This is a genomic window from Nonomuraea sp. NPDC003560 (assembly GCF_042878785.1).
Taxonomy (GTDB): Bacteria; Actinomycetota; Actinomycetes; order Streptosporangiales; family Streptosporangiaceae; genus Nonomuraea.
Map to the genome: position 1 here is coordinate 249327 of NZ_JBIAOF010000015.1, position 16387 is coordinate 265713.

Below are 16387 nucleotides of genomic sequence, written 5' to 3' on the forward strand. Positions count from 1 at the left end.
TGTGCTGAGCCCCATGCATCTGGCCCAGCTCAACGTCGCGCACCTGCGCGCGCCCATCGACGCCCCCGAACTCGCCGAGTTCGTCGCCCTGCTCGAACCCGTCAACGCCGTCGCCGACGAGGCCCCCGGCTTCGTGTGGCGGATGAAGGAGAGCGAGAGCGACCCCACCGCCACCGTCGTGCACGACTTCGGCGACCACCTGCTGATCAACTTCTCGGTGTGGGAGTCGCTGGAGACCCTGTGGGACTTCACCTACCGCAGCGTCCATCTGGGCGTGCTGCGCCGGCGCAGGGAGTGGTTCCTGCGCGTGGCCGAGCCGTACATGGTGATGTGGTGGGTGCCCGAGGGGCACATCCCGTCGCTGGCCGAGGGCATGCGGCGGCTGGAACGCCTCAGGACCGAGGGGCCGAGCCCCGAGGCGTTCACCTACAAGGACTCCTACGACAGCAGCGAGGCCGCCAGCCTGCCCGCCGCCGCCGAGGTCAGGAAGTAGGGCAGGTCCTCCTCCAGGCCCCTGCCCATGGTGGACAGCTTCACGGGCGCGGCGCGCAGCGCCTCGTGCAGGCCGTCCACCGGCACCGGCACCAGCCGGTGCCGGGCCGCCAGCGGCCCGGCCTGCTCGCGCACCCGCTCGCCGAACGCGCCGGGCAGCTGCGGCACCGCCACGTCGGCCGGCGAGAGCGCGACCCGGCCGTAGGCGGTCAGCGAGTGGTGGGAGACGCCGACGTGCCGCTCGCGCGCGTCGCCCTCGCTGACGCGCAGCGCCGCCACCGGACGGCCGCCCAGCACCCCGGCGGCGTTGACCGCCTCGCCCGCCGCCACGCCCGAGAAGCCCCAGCGGGTGCCCGTCCCCAGGTTGCCCGGGCCCTGCGTGACGATCGCCACGTCGGCCCGCAGCACGTGCCTGGCCGCCAGCAGCCCGGTGTGGACGGTGACCGTCTCGACGTCGCCGCCGAACGCCTGGCCCGTCGTCACCACCCCGGCCAGCCAGCCGGTCTCGCGCAGCCGGGCCGCCGACATCGAGAACCAGGCGGGCAGCGCGCCGCCGTCCTGCATCACGTACGCCACCCGCGGGCCGGGGGCGCCGTCGTACAGGCCGGACAGGATCGGGGCCAGCGCGGAGTGCAGATCGGCCACGATCACCGGCATCCCGGCCAGGTCGTCGGCCTCGCTCAGGACGTCGTGGAACGGCGAGTCCTGCTCGTCGGCGCCCAGCACCGTGGCCTGCAGCGGCGTGTAGCGGGCCTTCACCAGGTGCCCCGGACCCACCGGATCTTGCGGCAAACGGTTCGGGACGGCCACCACCATGGCGTAACCTCCCGTACCGAGACCCATCGCGAGTGCGGTCGTGTTGAGCAGCACCTCGTCACCGGGTTCCGGGCGGCCCACCAACGGGGGGTAGGCCAGTGCCCGGCACTCACCTTCGGGAACGGCGACGTCCAGCTCCACCGCTCCCGGCCACTCGCGTCGGATCCGGACAACCTCGCCCTTGCGCCATCTGATCACGGGGGCAGGGTAGCGTCGATGAAGGAGGAGTGAGGCAGATGTCGCGCCGTAAGACCGAGCGGTTGCTGAATCTGGTGATCTGCCTGCTCGCCACCCGCCGCCCGCTGTCGGCCGAGCAGATCCGCCAGGCGGTTCCCGGCTACGACCGCGACGGCGACGAGGCGTTCCAGCGCATGTTCGAACGCGACAAGAACGAGCTGCGCGAGATCGGCATCCCCATCGACGTCGTGCGCGACCCGTGGGAGGACGAGCCGGGCTACCGCATCGACCCGCAGTCCTACGAGCTGCCGGAGATCACCCTGGAGGCCGACGAGGCCGCCGTGCTGGGCCTGGCGGCGCAGGTGTGGCAGCGGGCCAGCCTGGCCGAGGCCGCCTCGGGGGCGCTGCTGAAGCTGCGCGCCGCCGGCGTGGCCACCGACGAGCCGGTCGGCGGCCCGATCGGCGGCGGCGCCCTGGAACTGCGCGTCGACACCCGCGACCCGGCCTTCCCCGCCCTGTGGGACGCCGTGCGCGACCGCCGCGTGGTGCGCTTCGACTACCGCGCCTCCGGCAGCGAGACCGTGCGCGCCCGCACCGTCGAGCCGTGGGGCGTGGTCAGCCGGCGCGGGCGCTGGTACCTGGCCGGGTTCGACCGCGACCGCGCCGCGCCGCGCGCCTTCCGGCTCAGCCGCATCGCCGGTCCGGTCACCGCGCTCGGCCGCCCCGGCGTCGTCGAGGTGCCCCACGGGGTCGACCTGCGGGCCATGGTCGGCTTCCCCGAGGAGCCCGTGGACGAGCGCGTCGCCGTCATCCGGGTGCGCCGGGGGACCTGCGAGGGCCTGCGCCAGCTCGCCAGGGCCGTGCACCCGCGCGAGGACGGCTGGGACGAGGCCGAGCTGGCCTTCGCCGACCCCGAACGCCTCGCGGGCTGGATGGCCAGCCTCGGCGCCGACGTCGAGGTGGTCGGGCCGCCCGACGCCCGCGAGGCCGTCATCCGCCGACTGAAGGGAGCCCTGGCATGAGCGGTTCTGCTGACCGGCTGCCCAGGCTGCTGGCGCTGGTGCCGTACCTGATGTCCCACCCGGGGGCCCAGGTCGGCGAGGTCGCCGAGGTCTTCGGGCTGAGCGAGAAGCAGCTCATCGACGACCTGCAACTGGTGTGGATGTGCGGCCTGCCCGGCCACACCCCCGGCGACCTCATCGACGTCTCCTGGGACGGCGGCGAGATCATCATCGACAACGCCGACACCATCGCCCGGCCGCTGCGGCTCGGCATCGACGAGGCCAGCGCGCTGCTGGTCGCGCTGCGCATGCTGGCCGCCACGCCCGAGCTGGCCGACGTGGCCGCCGGCGACGCGCTGCCGCGCGTGGTGGCCAAGCTGGAGCGCGCCGCGGGCGAGGGCGCGGCCACCGTCAGCAGCCAGGTCGCCTTCGACGTCGAGGCCGCACCCGACGCGCTCGGCCGGGTGCGCGAGGGGCTCACCGCCCGGCGCCGGCTGTCGCTGCGCTACTACGTGCCCGGGCGCGACGAGGTCACCCCGCGCGAGGTCGACCCGACCCGGGTCGTGGTCGTCGACGGCCGCACGTACCTGGAGGGCTGGTGCTACCGGGCCGAGGCGATGCGGCTGTTCCGGCTCGACCGGGTGCTCGGCGTCGACGTGCTCGACGTGCCGGCCGACCCGCCGGCCGAGGCCGAGCCCATCGACGTCACCCGCGGCGTCTTCCGTCCCTCGCCGACCGACGAGCTGGTCGAGCTGGAGGTCAGCGCCGCCGGGCGGTGGGTGGCCGAGTACTACCCGTGCGAGGAGGTCACCGAGCTCGGTGAAGGACGGCTGAAGATCTCGTTGCGGGCGCGTGACGAGGACTGGATCGTCAAGCTGGCGCTGCGGCTCGGCGACACCGGCCGGGTCGTCTTCCCGCCGGCGATGGCCGAGACCGTGCGCGGGGAGGCCGAGCGGGCCCTGGCCCTGTACGCTCAGCACCCATGACGTGGATCTTCTTGGCCGCCGGGCTGGTCCTGGCCGGGCTGGCCGTGCTCGGCGTCGCGGGCGCCAGGGCCGCCGCCGCGGCACGTTCCCTGAAGAGGGAGGTCGCCGCGGCGAAGGCGCGTCTGGAGCGGGGGCAGGTCAGATTGACGCCCCGGAAGGATGAGACCACGGCCCCTGGGGGCGTACCATCGGGGCTGAAGACCGGCACTCGCTGATAAAGGACGTTTCATGTCGAACCTTGGAGTTCCCGAGCTCCTGATCATCGCAGGCGTGCTCGTCCTGCTGTTCGGTGCCAAGAAGCTGCCCGACGTGGCCAGGGGCGTCGGCAGGTCGCTGCGCATCTTCAAGTCGGAGACCGCCAAGCTCCGCGATGACGACGACGACACGCCCCACACCACGGTCCAGGCGCAGCCGGCCCCGGCTCCGGCCCAGCAGGCCGCACCGCAGCCGATCACCCCCGCTCCCGCCCCGGCCCCCGCCGCCGCCCCGGCGCTCTCGGCCGAGGAGCAGGCCCGCCAGCTCGAGGAGCAGGCCGCCCGCCTGCGCGCCAGCGCCGCCCAGGCCGACAAGCAAGGCTGACCCCCCTTCCTCCTCCTTCACCCCTGGACGTGCGAATGGCGCTGCTCAAACGGTCGAGAGATTCCGGATCGGCCCCCGACCCCGAGGGCCGGATGCCGCTCATGGAGCACCTGCGCGAACTGCGCAACAGGCTGCTCATCTCGGTTCTCGCGGTGGTCGTGGGCATCGTCGTCGGCTGGATGCTGTTCGACCCGGTGTGGGAGGCGCTGCGCGCGCCCTACTGCGAGACGGTGCAGTCGCGCCAGCTCAACGGTCACTGCAGCCTGGTCTACAACGGCATCTTCCAGTCCTTCTTCATCACCCTGAAGGTCTCGGCGATGGTGGGCGTCGTGGTGGCCTCACCGGTCTGGCTCTACCAGATCTGGGCCTTCGTCACCCCGGCCCTCTACCGCAACGAGAAGCGCTACTCGATCGCGTTCCTCGGCCTGGCCGTCCCGCTGTTCGTGTTCGGCGCGGGCCTGGCCTACGTCATCATGGACACCAGCCTCGGCATCCTGCTGAGCTTCTCGCTTGAGGACACCGTCGCGACGATCTCGATCGACGAGTACCTCGACTACGTCCTGATCATGTTGATGATCTTCGGCGTGTCGTTCGAGCTGCCGCTGCTGCTGGTCTTCCTCAACGTCATCGGCGTCCTGTCCCACGCGACCGTGAAGAAGCACCGGCGTACGGTGATCTTCGCGATGTTCGTGTTCGGGGCGGTCATCACCCCCGGTGGCGACCCGCTCACCATGATGGCGCTGGCCGCGCCGATGATCATCCTGTACTTCCTCGCCGAGCTCTTCATGTACGTGCGGGAGCGCCGCAGGCCCGCGGGCGAGGACTTCTCGCACCTGTCCGACGACGAGGCCTCGCCGCTGGCGGACGCCGCGTCCGACGCCGAGGATTCCGACGGCGCCCGATAGGCGATAGGTTCCGGGCGTGGCCCCCCAAATCGCCCTGCTCGTCAACCCCGCCGCGCGCGGCGGGCGCACCCTGCGACTGCTCGAACCCGTCGCCCGCCGGTTGCGGGCCGGCGGCGCCGAGCTGTCGGTGATCGTCGGCGCCGACGCCGCCGACGCCCTCGAACGTGCCTGCACCGCCGTCGCCGAGCGCCCCGACGCGCTGGTCGCCTTCGGCGGCGACGGGCTGGTCCACCTCGCCGTCCAGGCCGTGGCGGGCACCGACGTGCCGCTCGGCATCATCCCGGCCGGCACCGGCAACGACTTCGCCGCCGCCCTGGGGCTGGCGCGCGACCCGCTGGCCGCGGCCAGGACCGTGCTGCGGATGCGGGCCCGGCCGGTCGACGCGGCCCGCGTACGGGCCGGGGGGTCGGAGGAGCTGTTCGCCGGGGTGCTCTGCTGCGGCTTCGACTCGCGCGTCAACGAACGCGCCAACCGGCGCACCTGGCCGCCCGGCAGGGGCCGCTACCTGGTGGCGGTGGCCGAGGAGCTGCGCGCCTTCCGGCCCATCCCGTTCCGGGTCACCCTCGACGACGGGGAGGTGGTCGAGCAGGAGGCCATGATGGTCGCCGTGGCCAACACCCGTTCCTACGGGGCAGGCATGCGCGTGTGCCCCGACGCCTCGCCCGACGACGGCCTGCTCGACGTGATGATGGTCGGCGCGGTGTCCAAGGGCGAGTTCCTGCGCGTCTTCCCGGGCGTCTACCGGGGCACCCACGTGGGGCATCCGGCGGTGTCGGTGCGGCGGGCCCGCCGGGTCACGCTGGAGGCGGCCGACGTGGTGGCCTACGCCGACGGCGAGCGCGTGGGGCCGGTGCCGGTCAGCTGCGAGATCCAGCCCGGCGCGCTGCGCGTGATCACCTGATCCACGACGTGAAGGCTGTTCGCCGCGGGCCGAGTCCGCCGGGACGGACCGGAATGGCGATTTCGGTAGGCTGACGGGTATGACAACGCCAGCGGAACGCTACGCGGCCTTCCGTCAGAAGCACGGAGACGACGGAGGGGCGCTGAGATCGTTCCGCGGTCTCTACGACTTCGAGCTCGACGACTTCCAGCTCGACGCCTGCCGGGCCCTGGAGGCGGGCGACGGCGTCCTGGTGGCCGCGCCCACCGGGTCGGGCAAGACGGTCGTCGGCGAGTTCGCCGTCCACCTGGCCCTGGAGCAGGGCCGCAAGTGCTTCTACACCACCCCCATCAAGGCGCTGTCCAACCAGAAGTACAACGACCTGGTCAAGCGCTACGGCACGGCCAAGGTCGGCCTGCTGACGGGCGACAACAGCGTCAACGGCGAGGCCCCCATCGTGGTCATGACCACCGAGGTGCTGCGCAACATGCTCTACGCCGGCTCGGCCACCCTGGCCGGGCTGGGCTTCGCCGTCATGGACGAGGTCCACTACCTCGCCGACCGCTTCCGCGGCGCGGTGTGGGAAGAGGTCATCATCCACCTGCCGGAGTCGGTGCGCCTGGTGGCGCTGTCGGCCACGGTCAGCAACGCCGAGGAGTTCGGCGAGTGGCTGGGCGAGGTGCGCGGCGACACCACGGTCATCGTCGACGAGCACCGGCCGGTGCCGCTGTGGCAGCACATGATGGTCGGCAACCGCGTCTACGACATGTTCATGACCGACGACCTGACGCCGCGCATCAACCCCGCGCTGATGCGGGTGACGCGCGACGCCGAGCGGCTGATGGCCGGGCGGCGCGGGCGCCGCGGCTACGGCAAGGTCCACCGCTCGCGGCCGCCCGACCGCGTCCAGGTGATCGAGAAGCTCGACTCCGAGGGGCTGCTCCCGGCGATCACGTTCATCTTCTCGCGGGCCGGTTGCCAGGCGGCCGTGCAGCAGTGCCTCTACGCCGGCATCCGGCTGACCACCGACCGCGAGCGCCACGAGATCAGGCAGCTCGTCGACGAGCGCACCGCCCACCTGCCCGACGAGGACCTGGCCGTGCTGGGCTACCTGGAGTGGCGCGACTGCCTGGAGCGCGGCCTGGCCGCCCATCACGCGGGCATGCTGCCGGCCTTCAAGGAGGTCGTCGAGGAGCTGTTCACCCGCGGCCTGGTCAAGGCCGTCTTCGCCACCGAGACGCTGGCGCTCGGCATCAACATGCCCGCGCGCAGCGTGGTGATCGAGAAGCTCGACAAGTGGAACGGCGAGACCCACGCCGACCTCACCCCGGGCGAGTACACCCAGCTCACCGGGCGGGCCGGGCGGCGCGGCATCGACGTCGAGGGGCACGCGGTGGTGCTGTGGCAGCCGGGCATGGACCCGCTGTCGGTGGCCGGGCTGGCCGGCACCCGCACCTACCCGCTGCGCTCCAGCTTCCAGCCGTCCTACAACATGGCCGTCAACCTGGTGGGCCAGTTCGGCCGCGAGCGCGCCCGCACGCTGCTGGAGGAGTCCTTCGCGCAGTTCCAGGCCGACCGGGCGGTCGTGGGCCTGGCCAAGCAGCTGCGCAAGCACGAGGAGGCCCTGGAGGGCTACCAGGAGGCCATGACGTGCCACCTGGGCGACTTCCCCGAGTACGCCGCGCTGCGCCGGCGTCTGTCGGACCGTGAGGCCGAGCTGTCCAAGCAGCGTGGCGCGGCCCGGCGGGCGGCCGCCGTGCGCTCGCTGGAGGCGCTGCAGCCGGGCGACGTGATCCGGGTGCCGGGCGGGCGCCGGGCGGGCCTGGCCATCGTGCTCGACCCCGGGCGCAACCCGCGTGGCCACGGCCCGAGCCCGCTGGTGCTGACCATCGGCAAGCAGGTCAAGAAGCTCGACCCGGCCGACTTCCCGGTGCCGGTCGAGCCGCTGGAGAAGCTGCGCATCCCGAAGAACTTCAACGGGCGCTCGCCGAAGGAACGCGCCAACCTCGTCTCCACCCTGCTGGCCAAGATCGGCGACCGCGACCTCGGCAAGCCGGCCAGGGCGCGCGACCACTCGGTCGACGACGACGAGGTCAACGAGCTGCGCCGGAGCATCCGCCAGCACCCCTGCCACGGCTGCGACGAGCGGGAGGACCACGCCCGCTGGGCCGAGCGCTACTACAAGCTGCAGCGCGAGACCGAGGGGCTGCGCCGCCGCGTCGAGGGCCGCTCCCACGTCATCTCCCGCACCTTCGACCGCATCTGCTCGGTGCTGGAGCAGCTGGGCTACCTCGACGGCGAGGCCGTCACCGACGAGGGCCGCCGCCTGGGCCGCCTCTACACCGAGCTCGACCTGCTGACCGCCGAGTGCCTGCGCGGCGGCCTGTGGGAGGAGCTCGAACCGGCCGAGCTGGCCGCGTGCGTGTCGGCGCTGGTGTTCGAGTCGCGGCAGTCCGACGACGCGCGCCGTCCCAAGATCCCGGCCGGGCGGGCCGAGGACGCGCTGTCGTCGATGATCCGGCTGTGGGGCGAGCTGGAGGGCATCGAGTCCGACCACGGGCTGTCCACCATCCGTGAGCCCGATCTGGGGTTCGCGTGGGCGGCGTTCCGGTGGGCCAAGGGCCACAGCCTCGACGCGGTGCTGCTGGAGGGCGTGGCCGGCAACGAGCTGGCGGCCGGCGACTTCGTGCGGTGGATCAAGCAGCTGATGGACCTGCTCGGCCAGCTCGGCAGCGCGGCCCCCGAGGGCAGCAAGATCAAGCAGACCGCGGGCAAGGCGATGGACGCCATGCGCCGCGGCGTCGTTGCGTACTCGTCGCTCACCTGAGGACTCCCCTTGAGGGCTCACCTGAGCCCCGGGAATGCCCGCGAAGGGCGGGTGGATCCGGCCGGATCCGCCCGCCCTTCGGGTTTTCCGATTAGGTGAGAACCAGTTCTGAGTAGCATCTTTGGGCGTTCCGTGACCGCTATCGGCGGATTTCGCGATTTACGGCTCATTTAAGTGGCCGGCAGTAGTGCCTTTGTGGCCGGGATTCACCGGTCAATTCTCCCTTTAAGTCCGTACTTCTGGTGATTTGCGGCGAATTCGTGGGTATCGTCCCATTTGTCGAATGGAACAGCCATACGGGGGAGGAAAACATGGCTAACAACCAGCTGACCCAGCCCGGCTTCCAGGAGTCCTGGCGCTGCCGCCGTCGCCGGTGGTACCGCCGTCGCTGCTGCTACCGCAGGTGGTGGGGCTGGGGGTGGTAGAGCAACCCCGTGAGAGCCGGCGGCCCAGCCGCCGGCTCTCCCTTACGCTCTCCGGCCGTGAACTCGCTCCTGCCGTTTCCATCCGTCGAACCTTTCGCGAGTTCTGGCCGGACACCAAAGGTCTGCGCCGGTTCTTCGCGTGTGGCGTGGTGTTCGCCGTCCTTGCGGCACTCTGCGAGGTCGCCGCGATCCGCCTGTTCGGGCACATCACGGACGACGTGCTCGCCACCCGCGATCTGGACGCCTTCTGGGCGCCCGCCTTCACCTGGCTCGGGCTCGCCGCCTTCGCCGGGCTGACGTCCTTCGTCGGGACGTACGCCACGGCCTACGGCGCGGAACGTTTCCTGCTCGCCCTGCGCGACCGCGTGTTCGCGCACATCCAGACCCTGTCGCCGGACTTCTCGGAGAACCGGCGGCTCGGTGACCTCATGGCCCGGCTGACCGACGACATCCAGGCCATCGAGGAACTGGTCGGCTCCGGCCTGGTCAAACTGTTCACCACCGCGGCCAGCGTGGTGTTCTTCGCCGGCGCCGCCTTCCTCATCCGCTGGGACCTCGCCCTCGTCACGATGGCGCTGATCCCGGCGTTCCTGGTCGTCTCGAAGCTGTTCGCGGCCAGGTTCAGGACGGCGGCGGCGCGCGAGCGGCTCAGCAACGGCGCCATGAACAGCGTGCTGGAGGAGGGCCTGGCCAACCAGGCGCTCGTCCAGGCCTACAACCGGCAGGGGGCAGAGTCCGGGCGCCTGCACGGCGAGGGTCGCCGCTGGCTGCGCGCCAACCTGTCCCAGGCCTGGCTGTCGGGGCTCTACCAGCCCGTCGTCCAGGTCATCGAGACGGTCTGCCTGATCGTCATCATCGGGTTCGGCGCCTGGGAGATCGTCTCCGGACGGCTCACCCTGGGCGGCCTGCTCGCCTTCGCCGCCTACCTGGCGATGCTCTACCCGGCCGTGCAGAGCCTGGGGGAGCTCGCGCTGACGGTGTCGGAGGCGGCGGCGGGATCCGACCGGGTGATCGAGGTCCTGCACGTCCGGCCCCTCGTCACCGACCCCGAGGGGGCGGTGGCGCTGCCCGGCCGGGCCGAGGGACGGGTGGAGTTCGACGGCGTCGGCTTCACCTATCCGGGACGCAGCCGTCCTGCCGTGCGCGATGTGTCGTTCACCGCCGGGCCCGGCGAGCTCATCGTCTGCACCGGGCCCAGCGGGAGCGGCAAGTCGACGCTGGCCAAGCTGCTGCTGCGGTTCTACGACCCGGAACGCGGGCGCATCCTGCTCGACGGCCGTGACATCAGGGGCCTGACGCGGGAGTCGCTGCGTGCCAACGTGGCGATCCTGCACCAGGAGACGCTGCTGTTCTCGGGGTCCGTACGCGACAACATCGCCTACGGCCGGCCGGGCGCCTCGCTCGACGAGGTGATCAGGGCGGCCGAGGCGGCGGGCGTGCACGACTTCGTCAAGCTGCTGCCCCAGGGGTACGACACCCCGGTCGGGCAGCGGGGCCGGCTGCTGTCCGGCGGCCAGCGGCAGCGGATCGGGATCGCCAGGGCCATCCTGCGCGACGCGCCCGTCCTGGTGCTCGACGAGCCGATGACCGGGCTGGACGACGCCACCGTCGCCCAGGTCATGAAGCCGCTGCGGCGGCTGATGGCCGGGCGCACGACCATCCTCATCACCCACGACCTGCGTCACGTGCCCGAGGGCGCGCGAGCCGTGGAGCTGGAGCCGGTGCCCCGCGAGGAGCGCATCCGGCTCAAGCGCGTCGGCTCGTTCGGCCTCGGGCCGCGGCTGACGACGCCGCCCTGAGCGGCGGGTGCGACAGGTCCCACGCGGCCGCCCCTCCTGGCTCCGGCCAGGGCGGGCGGCCGCGCCACGCCGGGCTACCGCCCGGTAGAATCGGAGCCCTCCCTCCGCTTGCCAAAGGCAGGTTCCCCATGGGCGACCACAGCTCCGCCCGGCCGTTACGCGCCGACGCCCGCCGCAACCGCGAGCGGGTGCTGCAGATCGCGCAGGAGGCGCTGGCCGCCGACGGGCTGACCATCTCCCTCGACGAGATCGCCCGCCGCGCCGGGTTCGGGGTCGGCACCGTTCACCGCCACTTCCCCACCGAGGAGGCGCTGCTGGAGGCCGTGCTGCTGGGTCGGGCCGAACGTTTCGTGGCCGACGCCCGCGCGCTGGCCACCGCCGAGGACGCCGGGCGGGCCTTCTTCGGCTGGTTCTGCCGGGTCGCCGAGCAGGCCGCGGCCCACCAGGCGCTGTGCGACCTGCTGGACGGTGGCGCGGGGCCGGGGTCGCGGCCCGGCTCGGCGCTGGAGGCCGACCTGGCCGACGCGGTCGGGCGGCTGCTGGCCCGCGCGCAGCGCGCCGGGGCCGTGCGCCGCGACCTGTCCGCCGACGACGTCCGCGACCTGCTGCGCGGGGCCCTGGCGGCCGAACGCCACGCGCGGGGCAGGGGCGCGGCCGGGCGGATGGCGGCCGTGATGTGCGACGGCATGCGCGCCACAGCCGACTGACCGGCCGCCCGTCCCGCCGCAGATCACGGCGGCCGGAGCCGACTGACCGGCCGGTCAAGGAGGTGTCGTCATATGGCTACAGATCGTCACCCTCGGGGCAGTTTCTCCGTCGAATCCGGCGGACATCCCCAAGACGTAGGAAAGGGATCCCCCTTCAGGCCCATCGGCCGGGTCCGGTCAGCTCGGGAGGTAACCCGTGTTCGCTCTCATCGCCGCCCTGTTCTTCCTGCTCGCCCTGATCTTCGACATCGCCGGCACCGCCGTCGGCAACGTGCTCACCGCGGGCACGCTCACCACGGCCGGGCTGCTGTGCGTCGCCCTCCACCTGCTGGGGGTCGGCGCGGGATGGTCGCCGCTCAAGCGGTGAGGGCAGGGGTACCGGGGGCCGCGCGCGAGATCGTCGAGCGCGCGGCCCTCGCCGTGCCCGCGGGCGCCCGGCGGCACGGCCCTCGCCGTACCCGCGGGTGGCCGGCCCGGTGGGTTTCAGGCCAGGGTGAAGCGCACCTCGCGGGTGGCCGGGTCGGCCTGCGTCAGGCGCACGGCGACCCGCTCGCCCAGCGGCAGGACGCCGTCGCAGCGGGCGATCACGGCCGGCTCGACGAGCTGCACCTGGCCGCCGCCGCGGCGCTCGTCCACGTCGATCACCATCGCCTCGAACGACTGGCCGATCCGCTCCCGCAGCAGGAACGCCTCCACCAGGTCCACGCAGGCCCGGTCGACCGCCCCCGCGCGGCGGCCGGTCGCCGACATGATGTCGGGCAGCAGCGGCAGCGCGGCCCGTACCTCGGCGGGCACCGGCTCGCCCGCCGCGACCGCCAGGCACACCTCGGTCGCGTACCGGTCCACCAGACGCCGCAGCGGCGCCGTGACGTGCGCGTACGGCGCCGCCACCGCTGCGTGCTCGGCCAGTTTGGGCGGCGCGCCGTCGAAGGCCGCATACCCGGCGCCGCGCAGCAGCACCTTCGACTCCTGCAGGAACGCCGCCTGCTGCGGGTTCTTCGGGTCGAGATCGTGCACGACCTCCCCGTAACCGGCGCCCTCGGGCCACGGCACGCCGAGCGCCTGCGCGACCCTGCGCACCTTGGCCAGGTCGTCCGGCTGCGCCGCGGGCAGCACGCGCAGGATGCCGACCTCGGCGTCCAGCATCATCGAGGCGGCGGCCATGCCGGTCAGCAGCGAGATCTGGGCGTTCCACGCCTCGGCGGGCAGCGGCACGCGGAACTCCAGCCGGTAGCCGCCGTCGGCGTCCCGGACGACCTCCTGCTCGGGCGTGGGCAGGGTGACGCCGCCGCGCGCTCGCTCCAGCCCCAGCCGCAGCGCGCCGATCTCGGCCAGCAGGCTCAGGGTGCCGTCGGCGGTGCCGGTGTCCACGGCCGCCTGCACGTAGGCGTAGTCGAGCCGTTCGCGGCTGCGCACCCGGGCGCGCTGCACGTCCGCGCCGACGATCCGGCCCTCGGCGTCGAGGTCGACGCGCCAGACCGCGGCCGGACGGATCGCGCCCGGCAGCAGGCTCGCCGCGCCCTCCGACAGCACCTTGGGATGCAGCGGCACCCTGCCCACCGGCAGGTACACCGTCTCACCCCTGGTCCGGGCCTCGACGTCGATCGGGCCGCCCGGCCGGACGAAGGCCCCGACGTCGGCGATGGCGTACCAGACGCGGTAGCCGTCGCGCAGCCGTTCCAGGTGCAGGGCCTGGTCGAGGTCCATCGAGCCCGGCGGGTCGATGGTCACGAACGGCACGTCGGTCAGGTCTTTGGCGTCAAGCCTGGGCACCTGCGCCACCCAGTCGGCCTCGTCGAGCACGTCCTGGGGGAACCCGGCGGGCAGCCGCTGCTCGCGCAGCACGCGGTCGAACCCGTCCTCCAGCCTGGCGGGGATCGGGCCAGGAACCTGAATCATCGACACGCCCACAACCTACTCAAGGCGGGCGTACCGTCACGACTGGGGCGTCAGGTGGGCGTCGAGGCCGGTGATCCGCAGCAGGCGCTTCATGTTGGGCGGGACGTTGGCCAGCCGCAGGCTGGTGTGCCCGCGGGCGGCCTGGTTGTGCAGGGAGACCAGGATGCCGAGCCCGGCCGCGTCGATGAAGGACAGGCCGCCCACCTCGATCACCACCGACATGTCCGGCCGCCGCGCCCGCCCGGCCTCCTCCAGCACGCCGAGCAGGTGGCCGCGGACGGCCTCGGTGGTGGCGATGTCGAGCTCGCCGCTCAGGGAGACGGTCACGGTCGTGTCGTGGCGGCTGGTGGTCAGGTGAAGAGAATCCATGTCGGCTCCCCGCTGTCGGTCCGGGCGGAGGAAGGTGGTGCTGACTACGGGGACCCGCCCCTGGCCGAAGGCGCCGGATGCGATGATCGTCACGCAGCGCTACGGTCTGTTTCCGAAGAGGAGTGTACATGCCCTCCTGTCCGGGCTCGCGGAGCAGGCCCCCTCCGTGCGAAGAGCCCGCGGGGACCGGCGCCACGGGCGTTGCGGGCGGGGGCGTACTGCCCGGTAACGTCTCGTTCCACCTGATCTACTGACATAGAGGAGCGTGACGTGCCCCCCGTCATCCTTTCCGCCGCCGGCTCGGCCCTGGTGCTCGACGACTCCGGCCCCGGGCTGCCGCGGGTGCGGCACTACGGCGCCGACCTCGGGGCGGTCGCCGGAGCCGACCTGGCGCCCGCCCTGCTCTCCCTGACCCCCGCGCTGGCCCTGCTGCCCGGCCAGGACGAGTCCTGGTTCGGCCGGCCGGGTCTGTCCGGTGACCGGGCCGGTGAGCACTGGCCGGTGCGCTGGAGCGCCGAGAGCGTCGAGACGGCGGCCGAGCCGGGCGCGGGCGGCCGCGTCGCCGTCGCCGCCGTGGACGCCGAGGCGGGGTTGCGGCTGCTCAGCGAGCTGGTGATGGACGCCTCCGGCGTCGTCATGATGCGGCACACGGTGACCAACACCGCCGCCTCGCCGTACCGGCTGCAGGGGTTGACGTGCGCGCTGCCGCTGCCCGCCAGGGCCGGGGAGCTGCTGGACTTCACCGGACGGTGGGCGCTGGAGAAGGTGCCGCAGCGCAGGGAGTTCGGGCAGGGGGTGTGGTCGCGGGAGAGCCGCCGCGGCCGAACCGGGCACGACGCGACCGGCCTGCTCGTCGCCGGCACGCCCGGTTTCGGGTTCCGCTCCGGCGAGGTGTGGGCCGTGCACGCCGGCTGGAGCGGCGGCCACGTCCACTACGCAGAACGGCTCGTCGAGGGGCAGGCCGTGCTGGCCGCCGGCGAACTGCTCGAACCCGGCGAGATCACCCTCGCCCAGGACGGCGCCTACACCACCCCGTGGGTCTACTTCACCTGGTCCGGCAGCGGCCTGGACGAGGCCGCCGGCCGCCTGCACGACCACCTGCGCGCCGCCCGCCCGCTCCCGGTCCGCCCGGTCACCCTGAACAACTGGGAGGCCACCTACTTCGACCACGGCCTCGACCGGCTGCGCGAGCTGGCCGACAAGGCGGCCGCCGCCGGCGTCGAACGGTTCGTGCTCGACGACGGCTGGTTCCGCCACCGCCGCCACGACCGCGCCGGGCTCGGCGACTGGTACGTCGACGAGGACGTGTGGCCCGGCGGCCTGCACCCGCTGGCCGAGCACGTACGCGAGCTGGGCCTGCAGTTCGGCCTGTGGTTCGAGCCCGAGATGGTCAACCCCGACTCCGACCTGGCCCGCGCCCACCCCGACTGGATCCTCGCCCGCGCCGCCCGTCCGCCCGCGCTCTGGCGCAACCAGCAGGTGCTCGACCTGGCCCGGCCCGAGGTCTACGACTACCTCCTCGACCGCCTGGACACGCTGACCCGCGAGTACGCCCTGGACTACATCAAGTGGGACCACAACCGCGACCTGGCCGAGCCCGTCCACGACGGAACGCCGGGCGTGCACGCGCAGACGGCCGCGGTCTACCGGCTGATCGACGAGCTGCGCCGCCGCCACCCCGGGCTGGAGATCGAGTCGTGCTCGTCGGGCGGCGCGCGCATCGACTACGGCGTCCTGGCTCGCACCGACCGCGTGTGGGCCTCCGACAGCAACGACGCCCTCGACCGGCAGGCCATCCAGCGCTGGACCGGGCTGCTGGTGCCGCCGGACCGCATGGGCTGCCACGTCGGCGCGCCCCACGACCACATCACCGGCCGCGCGCTGCCGCTCGCCTTCCGGGCGGCGACCGCGATGTTCGGCCACATGGGCGTGGAGTGGGACCTGACCTCGGCGAGTCCGCAGGAACTGGAGGAGCTGGGCGTCTGGATCGCGCTGCACAAGCGGCTGCGGCCGGTGCTGCACGCCGGGCGGGTCGTGCGGGCCGACCATCCCGACCCCTCGACGCTGGTGCACGGGGTCGTGCTGCCCGAAAAGGCCGTGTTCGCCTGCGTCCAGCTCACCAGCCGCGTCACCGTCAGCCCGGAACCGTTGCGGCTGCCGGGGCTCGACCCGGCCGCGCTGTACGAGGTGCGGGCCGCGGGGCCGCTGCCGGAGGGCGCGGGGCTGCCGCAGTGGGTGTTCGCGCCGGCGCGGCTGCCGGGGGCGGCGCTGGCCGAGCTGGGGCTGCCGGGGCCCGCGCTGCGTCCGGCCTCGGCGCTGGTCTTCGAGGTCGAACGGGTGGCAGGGGGCCGGCAGAGCTAGCCGCTCGATCGCGGGGCCCAGCCGCCCGATTCCGTGGCACGAGGACCGCTCCCGGTCACGCGGTGCTCAGGCCGGGGGCCGGTCCCGTGGGGGTGCTCGGTGGTGTGCTCAGCGGGGCAGTCGATGGCGCGGCCGGTGGTGCGGTCAGCGGTGCGGTCTGCGGG

15 protein-coding genes are annotated in these 16387 nt (G+C 73.1%); 12 read left to right on the forward strand and 3 right to left on the reverse strand.

Annotation, left to right across the window (positions count from 1 at the left end; genetic code table 11):
* The first annotated feature begins 13 nt into the window (after window positions 1–13).
* Window positions 14–493: a DUF3291 domain-containing protein gene (locus ACFYUV_RS44150; protein WP_357977352.1), complete on the forward strand. Its 480-nt coding sequence runs from the start codon at window positions 14–16 to the stop codon at window positions 491–493.
* On the opposite strand, the gene ACFYUV_RS44155 is transcribed toward ACFYUV_RS44150, so the two are convergent.
* Window positions 439–1506, reverse strand: coding sequence for a DUF3866 family protein (locus tag ACFYUV_RS44155; RefSeq protein WP_387680262.1), 1068 nt, complete (start codon window positions 1504–1506; stop codon window positions 439–441). The two genes, ACFYUV_RS44150 and ACFYUV_RS44155, sit on opposite strands and share 55 nt — an antisense overlap.
* Before the next feature lie 38 nt (window positions 1507–1544).
* Between ACFYUV_RS44155 and ACFYUV_RS44160 the strand changes: the two genes are divergently transcribed.
* The 10 genes from ACFYUV_RS44160 to ACFYUV_RS44205 all read left to right on the forward strand — a co-directional run bounded on the left by ACFYUV_RS44160 (window position 1545) and on the right by ACFYUV_RS44205 (window position 11961).
* Window positions 1545–2507, forward strand: coding sequence for a WYL domain-containing protein (locus ACFYUV_RS44160; protein WP_358299042.1), 963 nt, complete (start codon window positions 1545–1547; stop codon window positions 2505–2507).
* Entirely contained in the window at window positions 2504–3472 is a 969-nt protein-coding gene (locus ACFYUV_RS44165) for a WYL domain-containing protein (protein WP_364341813.1), read from the forward strand. Before ACFYUV_RS44160 ends, ACFYUV_RS44165 begins: the two co-directional genes overlap by 4 nt.
* Complete coding sequence (locus ACFYUV_RS44170; protein ID WP_358299046.1) at window positions 3469–3687, forward strand: hypothetical protein; 219 nt, start codon at window positions 3469–3471, stop codon at window positions 3685–3687. Before ACFYUV_RS44165 ends, ACFYUV_RS44170 begins: the two co-directional genes overlap by 4 nt.
* Window positions 3688–3700: 13 nt before the next feature.
* Window positions 3701–4051, forward strand: a complete 351-nt coding sequence (gene tatA / locus ACFYUV_RS44175) for a Sec-independent protein translocase subunit TatA (RefSeq protein WP_358299048.1) — start codon at window positions 3701–3703, stop codon at window positions 4049–4051.
* Window positions 4052–4086: 35 nt separating this feature from the next.
* Window positions 4087–4956, forward strand: a complete 870-nt coding sequence (gene tatC / locus ACFYUV_RS44180; RefSeq protein ID WP_387680267.1) for a twin-arginine translocase subunit TatC — start codon at window positions 4087–4089, stop codon at window positions 4954–4956.
* Window positions 4957–4972: 16 nt separating this feature from the next.
* Window positions 4973–5857 (forward strand): diacylglycerol/lipid kinase family protein, encoded by an 885-nt coding sequence (locus tag ACFYUV_RS44185; protein ID WP_387680270.1) that lies wholly within the window; start codon window positions 4973–4975, stop codon window positions 5855–5857.
* A 79-nt stretch (window positions 5858–5936) separates the two neighbouring features.
* The gene (locus ACFYUV_RS44190) at window positions 5937–8663 is read left to right on the forward strand and encodes a DEAD/DEAH box helicase (protein ID WP_387680273.1); all 2727 of its coding nucleotides are present in this window, start codon (window positions 5937–5939) and stop codon (window positions 8661–8663) included.
* Window positions 8664–9237: 574 nt separating this feature from the next.
* Window positions 9238–10887 carry an ABC transporter ATP-binding protein gene (locus ACFYUV_RS44195; RefSeq protein ID WP_387680276.1) on the forward strand — a complete coding sequence of 550 codons (1650 nt, stop codon included), beginning with the start codon at window positions 9238–9240 and terminating at the stop codon, window positions 10885–10887.
* Window positions 10888–11015: 128 nt separating this feature from the next.
* A complete protein-coding gene (locus ACFYUV_RS44200) occupies window positions 11016–11594 on the forward strand; it encodes a TetR/AcrR family transcriptional regulator (RefSeq protein WP_387680279.1) in 579 nt (192 codons plus the stop codon).
* A 196-nt stretch (window positions 11595–11790) separates the two neighbouring features.
* Window positions 11791–11961, forward strand: a complete 171-nt coding sequence (locus tag ACFYUV_RS44205) for a hypothetical protein (protein WP_352331507.1) — start codon at window positions 11791–11793, stop codon at window positions 11959–11961.
* 116 nt (window positions 11962–12077) lie between these two features.
* Here ACFYUV_RS44205 and ACFYUV_RS44210 read toward each other — a convergent pair whose 3' ends face one another.
* Window positions 12078–13493 (reverse strand): RNB domain-containing ribonuclease, encoded by a 1416-nt coding sequence (locus tag ACFYUV_RS44210; protein ID WP_387680368.1) that lies wholly within the window; start codon window positions 13491–13493, stop codon window positions 12078–12080.
* A gap of 36 nt (window positions 13494–13529) precedes the next feature.
* Window positions 13530–13862 (reverse strand): STAS domain-containing protein, encoded by a 333-nt coding sequence (locus ACFYUV_RS44215; RefSeq protein WP_352324744.1) that lies wholly within the window; start codon window positions 13860–13862, stop codon window positions 13530–13532.
* A 270-nt stretch (window positions 13863–14132) separates the two neighbouring features.
* Here ACFYUV_RS44215 and ACFYUV_RS44220 point away from each other — a divergent pair, with 270 nt between their 5' ends.
* Window positions 14133–16223, forward strand: a complete 2091-nt coding sequence (locus ACFYUV_RS44220; protein ID WP_387680282.1) for an alpha-galactosidase — start codon at window positions 14133–14135, stop codon at window positions 16221–16223.
* Window positions 16224–16387: the final 164 nt, after the last annotated feature.